Raw genomic sequence first — 13,061 nt, 5'->3', positions numbered from 1 at the left:
TCCCCACAGGCAGCCACTCGCACGGCACCAACGCAAGGCAACCACCCACACGGCAACGCGGGCCAACGGCGAAGCCAAGGCACACCCGAAGCCGCGATGCGAAGCGAGCCGGACAGCCTTGTGAACCGCCGGTGAGCGGTGTAGCCCTTGGTTTTGCGATTGGGGCTTGACTTTAGGTGCGAGGTGCTACCTCGCCGGGATCGGGCGGGCGCGGAGCGTCCGGCCTCTTCCGCCCGATGAAGCGCCTCGCAAGGGCCCCGAAGTCAAGCCCCAATCGCAATCGACGCGAAGCGGCGATGAACAACCCGGCGTCGAAACCTGCCCGAGCAACCACCCTCGCAAGGCGACACAAGCACGGCCGGTGACCCCTCCGCTGGAACCCGCAACCAGCCAACGCAAGCCGACCCGCACGGCCCCCGTCTCGGCCCAGGCGCGGCCCTGTCTCGGCCCTGGTCCCCCCAAAACAAGGCCGGTGTGGCGACCCGGGAGCCCGCCGAGCCGCCACACCGCCGATGTGACGCACGAGAAAGGGAAGTCCGCCCACCGACGCGGGAAACGAGCGCATCGCCCGCGTGACGTCACAGGTCCGCCACCTGGTCACGCGGAGCGACGTCGGAGTTCGCCGTCCCCGCTTGCCCTGTGCCGGCAGGCAGTCCTCCCCCAACCTGGTTAGGGCCTCGCACGTCCTCCGCCCGACCGCACCATCTCCGGCCTCGACCGCGAGTGCCTCCGCCGCTGCAATGGCGGGGACATCGACGACGAGACCGACGGGGGAACCGATGATGCGAGGGCGGCGACCGGTTCGGGAACCGGAATGTGGGTCGTGGGCAGGACCTCCTGTGCGGCGGGAGCCTGTTCGGGCTCCGGTTGCGTCCACACGGGAGTGTTCGTCGTGTCCACCTGGTTCTGCCGGAAGAGCTCCGGGGTCTCGGTGATGATCTTGCCGGGCGACTCCAGGCCCACGATGCCGACCAGCTTGCCGTTGGCGATGAAGCCGGTGAGGCCGTTCACGTCGGTGGTGTCGGTGCCCAGGACCGGGAGGCCGGCGCCCTGCACGCGCATGCCGTACTGCTCGGTCCAGAAGCGCGGGACCGGCGTGTAGATCTTGGCGTGGTTGCGGCCGACCAGGAGGTTCTCTGCCGCGGCACGGCCGCCCTCGACGGCGTTGAGCCAGTGCTCGACGCGGCGCACGACGCCGTTGAAGCGCATGTTGGGCCAGCGGGCCACGTCACCGCAGGCGACGATGTTCTCGGCGCCGACCACGTGGTTCGTGGCGTCGCACAGCACGCCGTCCTCGATGTCGAGGCCCGAGCCGCGCAGCCAGCCGACGGCCGGGGAGGCGCCGACGGCCAGCACGACGCACGAGGCGAAGAAGACCTGGCCGTCGCTCAGGTGGATGCCGATGCCTCCGGGCTGGCGCACCCAGTGCTTGATGCCGACACCGGTGGCCAGGCGGACGCCGTGCTCGACGTGCGCCTCGGTGATCTTCTTGCCGATGTCGTCGCCGACGACACCGCCGAGCAGCGCGGGCGAGCGCACGATCAGGGCGACGTCGCGGCCCATGTGGCGGACGGAGCAGGCGAGCTCGCAGCCGATGAACCCGCCGCCGATGACGGCGACGAGGCCCTGCGACTGCCGGATGTTCCTGCGGATCGCGACCGCGTCGTCCAGCGTCCGCAGCACGTGCACCCGCGGGTCGTGGCGCGGAGCCCCGCCCATCGCCCTGGCGTCGACGCCGGTGGCGATGATCATGCCGTCGTACTTGATCTCCTCGCCGCCGGGCACCCACACCGACTGCTTCTTCGGGTCGAGGTGCAGGGCGGGGGAGTTCAGCCGCCACTCGGCGTCGAGGTCACCCGAGAACGACAGCAGGGAGTCGTCCGGGGTCCACTCGCCGGTGATGATCTGCTTCGACAGGCACGGGCGGTGGTACGGGAGGTGCCGCTCGGCGGACAGGATGGTGATCTGCCCGTCGAAGCCCATCTCCCGCAGCCGTTCCGCGGAACGGACTCCTCCGAGTCCGCCGCCGACGACCACGATCCGTTCGCTCACTTCACTCGCTCCCTGATCTCGATCGCGCGCATCGGGCACGCGCGGGCTGCCGACCGGGCCTGGGCGAAGTGCTCCTCCGGCGGCCGGCGGTTGTAGGTCAGGCGGTTGTCCTCGATCAGCTGGAACACGTCCGGTGCCTCCGCCTGGCAGGTGCCGTAGCGGTGGCATTTCTCGTTGTTGACGCTCACGTCCATCGCGTCGCCCTCGCCGACACCGGGTTCCTTGCCGCGCTCGGCGTCGAGCATGCCGATCCGGACGAGGACCTCGGGGGGCAGGAACCGGGCCAGTGCCAGGGTCGCGGTGGGAACGAGGACGGTGAGGCCGGCCAGCCAGAGAACGGACAGGTTGCCGTTCGCGATGGCGCCGAACCAGGAGTGCACCACGGTGATCGTCACCGCGATGTACGCCGTCTGGTGGAACCGCAACCACTTGCGGTAGAAGACCTTGTGCCTCATCGAGGCGAGCACGGCGATCGCGAGCATGACCTCCAGGCCGAGGATGCCCAGCGCGTGCCGGAAGAGACCGCCGTCCACGAACGGCAGGACGAGCTTGATGAAGCTGAACGTACCGGTCTGGATCAACGTGAAGGCGAACGCGTGGATGCAGCCGAACGCGATCGCCAGCGAGGCGAGCACCATGTGCCCGTTCTTCAGCCCTTCACGGCCGGTGAGCTTCTCCGCCCATCCGGTCGCGATCAGCACGCCCCAGGACAAGGTGGCGCACATCAGGACGTAAGCCAGCCTGGCGGAGATCTGGGCCATCTTCTTGACGCCCGCGTCGAACTCGGACGACTGGGCCACCAGGAGCGGAATCTGGCTCGACAACAACTCTTCCTCCGGAAAAGAACTTCTCGCGGGAACCCGCCCGGCCCCGCAGGTGCAGGAGTGGACACATCAGGGCCGGGCGGGTGGGAACAGGTCCGCGTTGGAGTGCCTGTGACGTCGCGACACCACCTCCGTTTCCCGTTGTTCGGACGAGGTCTTGCCCAATCACCGCACCGGTCGTCGCGGGCGGAGCACTCGGAGCAGGAGAACCGTGAGGACCGCCCCCGCGGCGGTGACCGTGAGGATCACCCACATGTTCGGCCCCTCGTTCGAGGCCAGGGTCGCGTTGATGATGCCGCCGGCGGGCTGGGGTTCCGCGAACGACGAGTCGCCCGCGAGGCCCGTGCTCTCCAGCAACGTCATGTGCTTCATCACCACGTCGATGCCGGCCTGCGCGAACCCGCGGATGACGTCGTTGCGGGTCTGCGTGCGCACCTTCGCGATGAAGTTGAAGACCTGGCCGTGCGCGGCCCGCAGCCTCGCGACGAAGGCCTGGTCGAACGCGTCTCCTTCGAGACCGTTCAGCTCCTCCATCCACGACTGCTGCGCGGGGTTCGGCACGTCGGGCGTCGTGAGGCCGAACTGGGCGGCCGTCTTCTTCGTCAGCGCGTCCAGCATCATGTGGTCGAGCATGATCATCTTGCCGATCTGCTTGACCCGCGCGTTCGACGCCTTGGTGGCCGTGAGTTCACCCATGGGCATCTCCCACAGGCCTGCCTGGCGCACCTTGTTCAGCAGATCACGGTCGTTCGCGGTCAACGGTCCCGTGGGGGTGTCCTGCACTCCACCGGTGTCCGCTGGCTGTGCCTGCACCGCGGGAGTGAGTCCGGCGAAGAGGAACAACATCGCCAAGACGGTGGCGAGGGCTCTGGTCATCGTCTTGATGTCCTCGTTGTTCAAGGGAAGTCGGCAAGGGGGATTCGGGTGAGCAGGGGGCTCAGTAGCCGGGAGCACTGGGTGGCGGCTCGGACTGCGGCGTCCGGGCGGTGCCCGAGCTGGGGGACGTGCTCGGCGTGCTGCTGCTCTTGTTGCTGTTGTTCTGCGCCTTCCCACCGGTGATCTTGGCGCCGTTGGGGGCAGTGGCGAACCACACACCGCCCTTGCCCTGCCCCTTCATGTCACCGGCGGCCTTGTCCTCGGCGTAGGTGTACTGCGGCCAGCCGGCGATCGTCAGCTGCTTGCTGCCGTCCGCCCTGGTCACGGTGCCCATGGAGATCGGGTCCACCCCGGTCGCCATGGCGGGCTTGTCCGCGAGGACCGGCTTCCAGGCCTTGGCGCACTCACCCTCGCAGTTGGACTTGGACGGCTTGGGAACGTCCTTGTCGTAGCGGTAGAGCGGGAGTCCGTCGCCATCGGTGACGAACCAGCCCATCTGGTCGGTGTTCGAGATGAAGAGCATCATCGATCCGCTCAGATCAGCGTTCTTCGCCTGCAAGCCGCCCGTGGCGGCCCCTCCTGGAGGGGTCTGGGTGCCGCCGCACGCCGTGAGGCTGAGAGCCAGTGCCGCCAGGGCGGTGATGGCCTGTCCACGTCGCATCGGCTGGTCCTTTCTCGGCTCGGGTACCGAGGAGTACGGACACGATCCGGCAACGGTTCACGAACTTCGTGAGGAATATTTGCCTCTCGACTTGAGACGGTTGATAGGGCAAGGATGTCCCCCGTGGCGCGGCATAGACGTCAACGTGAGTTAGACGAGCAATCACCAAGACCGGGATCCCTCGAGGAAGAGTTGATCCGTCGTCTGTACGAGGAATTCGGCAGTGCCCTGCTGGGACACTGCATGAGGTTGACGGGCCACGATCGTCAGTGGGCCGAGGACATCGTGCAGGAAACCCTGGTCAGGGCGTGGCGGAACGCCGAGAAACTCGAGCGCGACCCCGTGCTCTTGCGGTCGTGGTTGTTCACGGTGGCAAGGCGGTTGGTCATCGACGACAGGCGCAAGAGGAGCGTCCGTCCGCAGGAGTTCGAACTGACCCCTTCGGACGAGTCGCCTTCCGGAAGCGAAGAGGATCGCACCCTCGCGGCGATCGTCGTGGCGGAGGCGATGAACGGTCTCTCGGAGGAACACAGGGAGGCTATTCTCGAAACATATCTGCGGGACCGCACCGTCGGTGAGGCCGCGGCGGCACTGGGAGTGCCACCGGGAACGGTCAAGTCGAGGGTGTACTACGCGCTCCGTGCGTTGCGGCGTGCGTTGCACGATCGGGGAGAGACGCGGTGACAACGGCACCAGATCACCTCGACGTCGCCGCCTACGTGCTCGGCATCCTCGATGCCGATGAGGTGGAGGCGTTCGAGAACCACCTGACCGAATGTCGGCGGTGTGCTCTTGACCTGCGCGACTTCGCGGTGGTGCCGGACCTCATCGACGAGGCCGACGCGGGCGGAATGCTCCGCGGTACTGCCCCGGAACGACCGGACGGCAAGTCGGTCCGGGTCATGCTCGACGCCGTGGCCGCACGCAGGAAGCGCCGGCGTTGGTTCGTCGCCCAGGGTGTCGCGGCCGCCGCCGCCGGCATCGTGGCGGTGACGATCGTCGCGACGACGCTGGTAGTGCGTGGTGGCGACGACGGCTCCAACCAGGCTTCGCCTCAGAACTCGAACACCACGACGTCGCAGACGCCCGTGGCGAACAACAAGAGCGACGCCTCCATGAAGGTGCAGCAGCAGGACCCCAACAGCGGCGTCTCCACGAAGATCGCCGCCTCGGACGAGCCCTGGGGAACCTCGATGGACATCGAGGTCAGCGGCATGTCCGGCCCCAGCAGGGGATCGCTCGTCGCGGTGGGACGCGCGGGCCGCGTCGCCCAGGTCACCTCCTGGTACGCGCCCGACAAGGTCGCGGGTGACACCAAGACCGTCCGGTTGCAGGCGAACGTGGCCATGCGCTGGCACGAGATCGCGACCTTCCGGATCGTCGACGAGAACGGCAAGACCCTGCTCGAGGCCGTCGCCTCCTGACGTTTCCCGACACCAGCCCACTGCCCTCATCGGATCCGTGAGATCCTGTGGGGGCAGTTGTCGTTTCGGGGAGGCTTTCCACGTGACCATGGGCCCGTCAGCGGTCGAGCGCTGGCTCGATCTGTCCACAGAGGAGCTGCGCGCTCAGGTCAAGCAGCTCGTGGCCGCCCGGCTACCGGATGATCACGCGGTGTGGCACGCGGTCCGGCGTCATCCGGCGCTGGTCCCCCGCGTCCGCGGCGTCCTTTCCGGACTCGCGGCCACCGCGGCCGGCAGCAAGGACGAGGGCATGCAGAAGGTCTGGATCTCGAAGGCGCGCGCCGCCCTCGACCAGCCCTACGTGGCGCCGGTGAGGGCAGCGCGCAAACCGGTGGTTGAAGAGGTCCCCGCCGTGGAACCCGAACCGGTGATCGAGCTGCGTGAGCCGGAGCCCCAGCAGCCCAGGCAGCCGCACAAGGCCATTCCGACGATGCTCTTCCAGGAACCTAGCTAGGGAGCCGCAGCCAAGATGGTCGTCTTCGGATCGCTCATCTCCCTGTCCGGCCTGCTGATCCTGCTGTTCCGCGACGCACCGCTGGGCGGCCTGAGCCCCGCGGTCGCCGGGTGGGTGATGATCCCGCTCGGCCTGGTGTTCGCGGGCCTGGGTGTGCTGCGCAACCGCCGCAAACGCGCGCAGAAGGGCCCCGGCCCTGTCGGGAACCCGATCCAGCGCGCGAAGGCCCTGCCACGGCTGTGGAGGGCGTGGCGCGGTGGCGCCTACCCGGACCTGCCGCGCAGCCAGGTGGTGCTGTGGGCGGTGGCGCTGGTCTACCTCGTGTCGCCGATCGACTTCGTGCCGGAGCTGCTGCCGGTGATCGGGGTGACCGACGACGCGGGTGTCCTCGTGTGGCTGCTGAGCAGCCTGTCCCTCACCTCAGGCTCGTACCTGCGCTGGGAGAAGGACCATCGCGACCCTGCTCGCGGGATCGAGGCCCCGTGAGGCCTCCTCGCGCATGATCCCGGCGAGGCCGGGTGAGGCCTCGGTCACGGTCTGGAAGCCCAGCCGCTCGTAATAAGGCGCGTTCCACGGCACGTCGCGGAAGGTCGTCAGCGTCACGGGGCGGTCGCCGCGGGTCACGTGCTCGATCAGCGCGGCGCCGATCCCCTGGCGTGCGTGCGAGGGGTGCACGCTGACCTGGTGGACGTGCGTGGCGCCGTCGACGTCACCGATCGCGATGAACGCCACGGGCACGCCTTCCGCTCCTATGGCGACCCATACCTCGTGCTCAGCGAGGTCCTCCAGGGACATCGGGGCGTCGTCGGCGATCTCCGGCATCCCGATGTCGCGGAAGGCCTCACCGGAGGAGTTTTCGATCTCCTGGAGGTACGTCAGTTCGGCTGGTTGGGCGAGACGGATCAACACGCCCACCATCCTGGTAGGTCGGACGCGGACCTCGCAGCCCATTGACGTTAAAGTTCAGGCTTGATGCGAACGAAGACCGTGCGCGTCCTCCTGGTCGAGGACGATGATGGAGACGCTGTGCTCGTCGAGGCGCTGCTCGAAGAAGCGAGCGCGCCCTTCATCCTGTCGCGCGCACACACGCTCGCGGAGGCCGAGGAAAAGCTCTCCGACGCCCAGTGCGTGCTGCTCGACCTCGGCCTGCCCGACTCGCAGGGCCTCGACGGCCTGCACCGGCTGCTGAAGAAACCGAACGCGCCCGCGATCCTCGTGCTGACGGGTCTCGACGACGAGCGCGAGGGCATCGACGCCGTCGCAGCCGGTGCCGAGGACTACCTCATCAAGGGCCAGGTCGACGGCGAGCTGCTGCTGCGCGGCGTCCGGTACGCCGTCGAGCGGCGCCGTGCCGAGGACGCCCAGCGCCTGCTGCGCGAGGCCGAGCTGATCGCCGCGGAACGGGCCCGCCTCGAACGCGGCCTGCTCCCTCCCCCGTTGCTGCAGAACTCCGACTTGGGGCTCGACGTCCGCTACCAGCCCGGTGGCCAGCGCATGCTGCTCGGCGGCGACTTCTACGACGCGGTCGGCATGCCCGACGGCACCGTGCACGCGATCATCGGAGACGTCTGCGGCCACGGCCCCGACGAGGCGGCGCTGGGCGTCTGCCTGCGGATCGCGTGGCGCGCGCTGGTGCTCGCCGGCGAGCCGCCGGAGAAGGTGCTGCGGACGCTCGACCAGGTGCTGGTCGCCGAGCGGCACGCCGAGGGGATCTTCACCACGGCGTGCATGGTGACCGTGGCACCGGACCGGCGTTCGGCGCGCTACTTCCTCGCGGGGCACCCCGAGCCGTTGCTGATGGTCGGCCGCCAGATCGTCGACCTGCCCCAGTCGAAGATCGGCGTCCCGCTCGGCGTGCTGCCCGACTACGGCTGGACCGGCGTCGACGTGCCCCTGCCCACCGGCTGGTCGCTCGCCTGCTACACGGACGGGCTGATCGAGGGCCGGGTCCCCGACGACACCGACAGGCTCGGTGTAGAACGGTTGTGCGAAATCCTGGACAGACACCTGCGGACCGGCCCCGACTGGATGGACTCGGTCATCGCGGAGGTGACGGACCTCAACGGCGGGCCGCTCGACGACGACGTGGCAATCCTGCTGTTGAAGGACGGAAAGTGACGCTGCCGCACAAGCTGCCGGCAAGCCGCCTGCTCACCGCCATCGTGGTGGTCCTGCTCGCGATGACATCCATGATGATCGCGTCGACCGTCATCGCCCTCGACAGCCTGAGCAACGCGCGGGCGCGGTCGGTCGACCGGGTCGAACCCGCGGGGCGCATGGCGAAGGACCTGAACCGCGCGCTGCTCGACGAGGAGACGGGTCTGCGCGGGTTCGTGCTGACCGGCGACGACGCCTTCCTCAAGCCGTACCTGGACGGGCGCACGACCGAGGTGGAGTCCGCGGAGAGCGTGCGCGACCTCATCGGCGACGTCAACGGCCGGGTGGGGCGCATCGAGGACCTGGCGCGGCAGTGGCGGGGCCAGTACGCGGAACCGACGATCGCGGGCATCCGGCTCTCCGGGCCCGTCATCTCCTCCACGCGCGACATCGATCGCGGCAAGGTGATCTTCGACCAGCTCCGCGTCGAGGTGGCGGCGTTGCAGGCCGACATCGCGGAACTCGGCAAAACGGCGCGCGCCGAGCTCTCCTACGCGGCGTCCGTGGTGCTGTGGCTGGTCATCGGCATGGGCGTGCTGCTGGTCGTGGTGATCGGCGGGTTGTCGCTGCTGCTGCACCGCCTGCTGATCGCGCCGCTCGCGGATCTCGCCCACCACACCCGCCAGGTCGCGTCCGGCGACTTCGCGCACCAGATCGACGCGAGCGGTCCCCGCGAGACGGTCATGCTCGCCGAGGACGTGGACGCGATGCGCCGCCGGATCGTGCAGGAGCTCGAGACGCTCGACGCCGCGAAGACGGAGCTGCAGCGGTCCAACTCGGAGCTGGAGCAGTTCGCCTACGTCGCCTCGCACGACCTGCAGGAACCGCTGCGCAAGGTCGCCTCGTTCTGCCAGCTGCTGCAACGCCGTTACGGCGGCCAGCTCGACGAGCGCGCCGACCAGTACATCGGCTTCGCCGTGGACGGCGCGAAGCGCATGCAGGGCCTGATCAACGACCTGCTGGCGTTCTCCCGCGTCGGCAGGCTGACCCGCGAGCAGACCGTGATCGACCTGAACGAAATCCTGCGCCAGGTCCTGGACAGCTTCTCGGAGCGCATCGACGAGACCGGCGCGCGCGTCGTGGTCGAGGAGCTGCCCTCCGTGCGCGGTGAGGCGACCCTGCTCAGCGCCGTGTTCCAGAACCTGATCAGCAACGCCCTGAAGTTCAGGGGCCCGTCCGATCCGGTGGTCGCCATCGGGGCGGAGCGCGACGGGGAGACGTGGAAGTTCACGGTGCACGACAACGGGATCGGGATCGAGCCCGAGTACGCTGACCGGATCTTCGTCATCTTCCAGCGCCTGCACCCGAAGGACGCCTACCCGGGCACGGGCATCGGACTGGCGATGTGCCGGAAGATCGTCGAGTACCACGGCGGCACGATCTGGCTGAAGACCGATGTGGACTCCGGGACGAGTTTCGAGTTCACCCTCCCCGTGGTACCCGAACTCGTCGCACAAGCTGAGGAAGTACATGTCTGAGTCACCCTTGAACGTGATCGACGTCCTGCTCGTCGAGGACGACCCCGGCGACGCCCTGATGACCCAGGAGGCGTTCGAGCACCACAAGATCCGCAACATGCTGCACATCGTCAAGGACGGTGTGGAGGCGCTGGAGTTCCTGCGGCGGCAGGGCCAGTACGTGAACGCGCCCAGACCGGGCCTGATCCTGCTGGACCTGAACCTGCCCCGTAAGGACGGCCGCGAGGTGCTGAGCGAGATCAAGGCCGACGCCGAGCTGCGCTCGATCCCCGTCGTCGTGCTGACGACCTCGGAGGCCGAGGAGGACATCCTGCGCAGCTACAGCCTGTACGCGAACGCCTACGTCACCAAGCCGGTGGACTTCGACAGGTTCATCGACGTGGTCCGCCAGATAGACGACTTCTTCGTCACCGTGGTGAAGCTGCCGCGCTGATCACGGCCGCGCTGAAGTCCAGGCAGGATCGGCAGATCCGGGCTTCGGCGCCGGAGTGGACCGGCTTGGTCTCGCTGCAGAACGAGCAGTCGCCGACCTCGCCCACCTGGGCGTCGGCGACGCAGAGGTCGCAGATCAGAGCCGCCGGTCCCGCCATCAGCTTGCCGACCTCGTCGGCGACGCGCGCGCAGAACCAGCAGCGCTCGACCCGCTTGGACTGCTCGACGATCTGGTGGACGCGCTGGTGGCTCATCTTGAGCGCTTCCGCGATCTCGCGCATCGACCCGCCGGCGCGGTGCAGCCGCAGCACGCTGTGGTGGTAGACGGCTTTGGCGATGTCGGCCTGGTCCTGCGCGGCGGCGGAGGCGGTGCCCGCCCTGCGTGCCGCTGCCAGCAGTTCTTCGTCGAGTGTCATGGCGTCTAGGGTAGCTAGACGCGTCTAGGGTGTCTAGACAGCCGTTCGGCGCAGGTCAGTCGACGCCGCGCACGATCAACGGGTCGTCGTCCGCCTGGACCACCCACTCCTGCGACTCACGCGGGTCGGGGAGCACGGGAGCCCACATGCCCGTCCCACCGGGACGGACCAGCCTGGTCGGTTCGGCTTCCTGTTGCACAGTCATACATGGGGGCTACCCGCCTGAGCCGAACGTATGCCCGACAGCATGGTCGTGATGGCGTCCATGATCCGTGCGGTGGCCTCGGCCAGCACTTCGGCCGTGAGCTCGCGCCCGTACAGGTCGGACAGATCGACCGGTGCGCCCGCCACGACCTCGACGGCCTTGCGCGGCAGCAACCTCGGCAAAACCGAGCCCCTGGGCAGCAGGTCCTGGGTGCCCCACTCCGCGACCGGCACGACGGGAACGCGCGCTTCCAGGGCCATCCGCGCGACGCCGGACTTGCCCTTCATCGGCCACTCGCCGGGGTCGTCGGTGAACGTGCCCTCGGGGAACGCCATCACGCACTCGCCGTTCCGCAGGGCCTCCACCGCGGGCCTGAGCGCCTCCGAGGCCTTCACGGTGCCCCGCTCGACGGGGATGTGGCCGCCGGAGCTCATGACCCTGCCGAAGAGCGGCAGGCGCCACAGGGAGGCCTTCGCGAGCACGCGCGGGACCCGGTTCGACATCAGCGAGAACACGACGGCCGCCACCGCGTCGGCGTTCGACAGGTGGTTGAACGCGAGGATCACGCCGCCACTGCCGGGCACGTGCTGCCTGCCGCGCACCCTCAGCCGGACGAACAGCACGACGACGGGCCACAGCACGTCGATCGCCAGCGAGAACCAGAAGCCCCGGCCTCTGCGGGGCATCTTCCACGTCCAGGAGGCCAGCTCGAACGGTGTCACGCGGAGTATTCGAGCACGCCGGCGTTCTCCGTTCGGGCCAATTCGCCACGTTCGACGAGAACGTCCAGGTGAGCGGCCGTCTCACCGACCGCCAGGACCTGGTTGAACATGTCGAGGTCGTCGAAGCGGCGCTGGCGGCGGGTCCAGCCGATCTTGCGCGCGGTCTCGAACGCGGTGCCGCTCACGGCCCTGAGGATCTCCTCCAGGCGCTGCTCGTGGAAGTCGAGCAGCTCGTCGACGCGGGCGTGCGAGCTGTCGGTCACCGGACCGTGCGCGGGCAGCAGCTTGAGGTCCGGCAGCTCGCGCGTGAGCCGGAGCGAGGACATGTAGTCGCCGAGCGGCAGCGCGGGGCGCAGCGGCTCGAACCCGATCGACGGCGTGATGTGCGGCAGCACGTGGTCGCCGGAGAAGAGCACCTTCGCGGCGTGGTCGACGAACACGACGTGACCGCGGGTGTGACCGGGCGTCGGGACGACCTCCAGCCTGCGGTGCTCGAGGTCGAGGGCGCCGCCGACGAGCCACTCGTCGGGCTCCTCGTAGTCGCGCAGGGCGGCGGTGGCGCGGCCGGGGTGGTGCATGATCCTGATCCACGCCTCCGCCAGCTCGCTCGCACCCCATTTGCGCAGGTCGGCGACGTTGCCGTCCTCCCGCACGTGCAGCAGGTGCCGCAACGACGGCTGCTCGCCGAGCCCCAGCCCGATCTTGCTGCCGAACAGGCGGCGCAACGACACCGCCATCGTGAAGTGGTCGCGGTGGACGTGCGTGACGAGGAACCTGCGGATGTCGTCGAAGCCCTTGTCCAGGGTGCCGAGCGCGGCTTCGAGCTGGTCCTTGGCCTCGTCGAGCGCCCAGCCGGAGTCGATCATGACCAGACCGTCGCCGTCCTCGATCGCGTAGACGTTGACCGCGCGCAGCCCGTCGTTCGGCAACGGCAGCGGGATGCGGTGCACACCTGGTGCCACCTCGAACGCGCCCGGCTCACTCCACAACGCCAGCTCACCTCAATTGTTAGCGCCCGCAACTATCTACCGGATAGTAACCCGGTATTCGGGGTGCTTGTCGATGTACTTCGCCACGAACGGGCACGTGGGTGACACCTTTACCCCACGGGCCTGGGCGTCGTCGAGCGCGAACTTCGCGAGCTCGCCCCCGAGCCCCTGCCCGCCGTACTCCTCGCCCACCTCGGTGTGCACCAGGGCGACGGTGTCACCGATGGTCCGGTACTCCAGGAAACCGGCGAGCGCGCCGTCGACGTGGATCTCGTAACGGCTCTCGGCCTCGTTGTTGGTGACCATGCCGACCATCTTGCACCGGGCGGATG

Annotated in this window: 17 protein-coding genes; 7 read left to right on the top strand and 10 right to left on the bottom strand. The window is 68.6% G+C overall.

Annotation, left to right across the window (positions count from 1 at the left end; all coding sequences use genetic code 11):
• Positions 1 to 669: 669 nt before the first annotated feature.
• From VM306_RS32210 to VM306_RS32195, 4 genes are all read right to left on the bottom strand, one after another.
• On the bottom strand, positions 670 to 2,052 hold the full coding sequence (locus VM306_RS32210) for an FAD/NAD(P)-binding oxidoreductase (RefSeq protein ID WP_325521531.1): 1,383 nt from the start codon (positions 2,050 to 2,052) through the stop codon (positions 670 to 672).
• Positions 2,049 to 2,876 carry a 4Fe-4S domain-containing protein gene (locus VM306_RS32205; protein ID WP_325521529.1) on the bottom strand — a complete coding sequence of 276 codons (828 nt, stop codon included), beginning with the start codon at positions 2,874 to 2,876 and terminating at the stop codon, positions 2,049 to 2,051. The genes VM306_RS32210 and VM306_RS32205 overlap by 4 nt, the downstream gene beginning before the upstream one ends.
• 165 nt (positions 2,877 to 3,041) lie before the next feature.
• A complete protein-coding gene (locus tag VM306_RS32200) occupies positions 3,042 to 3,752 on the bottom strand; it encodes a DUF4142 domain-containing protein (RefSeq protein WP_325521527.1) in 711 nt (236 codons plus the stop codon).
• A 61-nt stretch (positions 3,753 to 3,813) separates the two neighbouring features.
• A complete protein-coding gene (locus tag VM306_RS32195; protein WP_325521525.1) occupies positions 3,814 to 4,413 on the bottom strand; it encodes a hypothetical protein in 600 nt (199 codons plus the stop codon).
• Positions 4,414 to 4,527: 114 nt separating this feature from the next.
• Here VM306_RS32195 and VM306_RS32190 point away from each other — a divergent pair, with 114 nt between their 5' ends.
• From VM306_RS32190 to VM306_RS32175, 4 genes are all read left to right on the top strand, one after another.
• A complete protein-coding gene (locus VM306_RS32190) occupies positions 4,528 to 5,097 on the top strand; it encodes a sigma-70 family RNA polymerase sigma factor (protein ID WP_045315736.1) in 570 nt (189 codons plus the stop codon).
• A complete protein-coding gene (locus tag VM306_RS32185) occupies positions 5,094 to 5,837 on the top strand; it encodes a zf-HC2 domain-containing protein (protein ID WP_325521523.1) in 744 nt (247 codons plus the stop codon). The genes VM306_RS32190 and VM306_RS32185 overlap by 4 nt, the downstream gene beginning before the upstream one ends.
• A gap of 82 nt (positions 5,838 to 5,919) precedes the next feature.
• Positions 5,920 to 6,330, top strand: a complete 411-nt coding sequence (locus tag VM306_RS32180; RefSeq protein WP_325521522.1) for a hypothetical protein — start codon at positions 5,920 to 5,922, stop codon at positions 6,328 to 6,330.
• Between the two features lie 15 nt (positions 6,331 to 6,345).
• Positions 6,346 to 6,816, top strand: coding sequence for a YkvA family protein (locus VM306_RS32175; protein WP_325521521.1), 471 nt, complete (start codon positions 6,346 to 6,348; stop codon positions 6,814 to 6,816).
• Here VM306_RS32175 and VM306_RS32170 read toward each other — a convergent pair.
• Positions 6,751 to 7,236 (bottom strand): GNAT family N-acetyltransferase, encoded by a 486-nt coding sequence (locus VM306_RS32170; RefSeq protein ID WP_325521539.1) that lies wholly within the window; start codon positions 7,234 to 7,236, stop codon positions 6,751 to 6,753. The two genes, VM306_RS32175 and VM306_RS32170, sit on opposite strands and share 66 nt — an antisense overlap.
• Positions 7,237 to 7,302: 66 nt before the next feature.
• Here VM306_RS32170 and VM306_RS32165 point away from each other — a divergent pair, with 66 nt between their 5' ends.
• The 3 genes from VM306_RS32165 to VM306_RS32155 are packed head-to-tail and all read left to right on the top strand — an operon-like array spanning position 7,303 to position 10,398.
• Complete coding sequence (locus VM306_RS32165; protein WP_325521520.1) at positions 7,303 to 8,448, top strand: PP2C family protein-serine/threonine phosphatase; 1,146 nt, start codon at positions 7,303 to 7,305, stop codon at positions 8,446 to 8,448.
• Positions 8,445 to 9,965 (top strand): sensor histidine kinase, encoded by a 1,521-nt coding sequence (locus tag VM306_RS32160; RefSeq protein ID WP_325521519.1) that lies wholly within the window; start codon positions 8,445 to 8,447, stop codon positions 9,963 to 9,965. Before VM306_RS32165 ends, VM306_RS32160 begins: the two co-directional genes overlap by 4 nt.
• The gene (locus VM306_RS32155; RefSeq protein ID WP_325521518.1) at positions 9,958 to 10,398 is read left to right on the top strand and encodes a response regulator; all 441 of its coding nucleotides are present in this window, start codon (positions 9,958 to 9,960) and stop codon (positions 10,396 to 10,398) included. Before VM306_RS32160 ends, VM306_RS32155 begins: the two co-directional genes overlap by 8 nt.
• On the opposite strand, the gene VM306_RS32150 is transcribed toward VM306_RS32155, so the two are convergent.
• Genes VM306_RS32150 through VM306_RS32130 form a run of 5 tightly spaced genes read right to left on the bottom strand, consistent with a single transcriptional unit; the run spans position 10,373 to position 13,035 of the window.
• On the bottom strand, positions 10,373 to 10,813 hold the full coding sequence (locus VM306_RS32150; protein ID WP_325521517.1) for a ClpX C4-type zinc finger protein: 441 nt from the start codon (positions 10,811 to 10,813) through the stop codon (positions 10,373 to 10,375). The two genes, VM306_RS32155 and VM306_RS32150, sit on opposite strands and share 26 nt — an antisense overlap.
• A gap of 55 nt (positions 10,814 to 10,868) precedes the next feature.
• Positions 10,869 to 11,018, bottom strand: a complete 150-nt coding sequence (locus VM306_RS32145) for a hypothetical protein (protein ID WP_325521516.1) — start codon at positions 11,016 to 11,018, stop codon at positions 10,869 to 10,871.
• On the bottom strand, positions 11,015 to 11,740 hold the full coding sequence (locus tag VM306_RS32140; RefSeq protein WP_325521515.1) for a lysophospholipid acyltransferase family protein: 726 nt from the start codon (positions 11,738 to 11,740) through the stop codon (positions 11,015 to 11,017). The genes VM306_RS32145 and VM306_RS32140 overlap by 4 nt, the downstream gene beginning before the upstream one ends.
• Positions 11,737 to 12,729, bottom strand: a complete 993-nt coding sequence (locus VM306_RS32135; RefSeq protein WP_325521514.1) for an MBL fold metallo-hydrolase — start codon at positions 12,727 to 12,729, stop codon at positions 11,737 to 11,739. Before VM306_RS32135 ends, VM306_RS32140 begins: the two co-directional genes overlap by 4 nt.
• Before the next feature lie 36 nt (positions 12,730 to 12,765).
• Complete coding sequence (locus VM306_RS32130) at positions 12,766 to 13,035, bottom strand: GNAT family N-acetyltransferase (RefSeq protein ID WP_325521513.1); 270 nt, start codon at positions 13,033 to 13,035, stop codon at positions 12,766 to 12,768.
• Between the last annotated feature and the right edge of the window lie 26 nt (positions 13,036 to 13,061).

It is taken from the genome of Lentzea sp., from assembly GCF_035525475.1.
In the GTDB taxonomy this organism is placed as follows: Bacteria; Actinomycetota; Actinomycetes; order Mycobacteriales; family Pseudonocardiaceae; genus Lentzea.
Note: the sequence above shows the minus strand (reverse complement) of the source record. Positions and strands in the feature narration are given on the sequence as shown.

Coding starts and splice junctions, on each gene's coding strand:
- VM306_RS32200 (WP_325521527.1), bottom strand. CDS start 3,752: ATGACCAGAGCCCTCGCCACCGTCTTGGCGATGTTGTTCCTCTTCGCC.
- VM306_RS32195 (WP_325521525.1), bottom strand. CDS start 4,413: ATGCGACGTGGACAGGCCATCACCGCCCTGGCGGCACTGGCTCTCAGC.
- VM306_RS32190 (WP_045315736.1), top strand. CDS start 4,528: ATGTCCCCCGTGGCGCGGCATAGACGTCAACGTGAGTTAGACGAGCAA.
- VM306_RS32175 (WP_325521521.1), top strand. CDS start 6,346: ATGGTCGTCTTCGGATCGCTCATCTCCCTGTCCGGCCTGCTGATCCTG.
- VM306_RS32165 (WP_325521520.1), top strand. CDS start 7,303: ATGCGAACGAAGACCGTGCGCGTCCTCCTGGTCGAGGACGATGATGGA.
- VM306_RS32155 (WP_325521518.1), top strand. CDS start 9,958: ATGTCTGAGTCACCCTTGAACGTGATCGACGTCCTGCTCGTCGAGGAC.
- VM306_RS32150 (WP_325521517.1), bottom strand. CDS start 10,813: ATGACACTCGACGAAGAACTGCTGGCAGCGGCACGCAGGGCGGGCACC.
- VM306_RS32145 (WP_325521516.1), bottom strand. CDS start 11,018: ATGACTGTGCAACAGGAAGCCGAACCGACCAGGCTGGTCCGTCCCGGT.
- VM306_RS32130 (WP_325521513.1), bottom strand. CDS start 13,035: ATGGTCACCAACAACGAGGCCGAGAGCCGTTACGAGATCCACGTCGAC.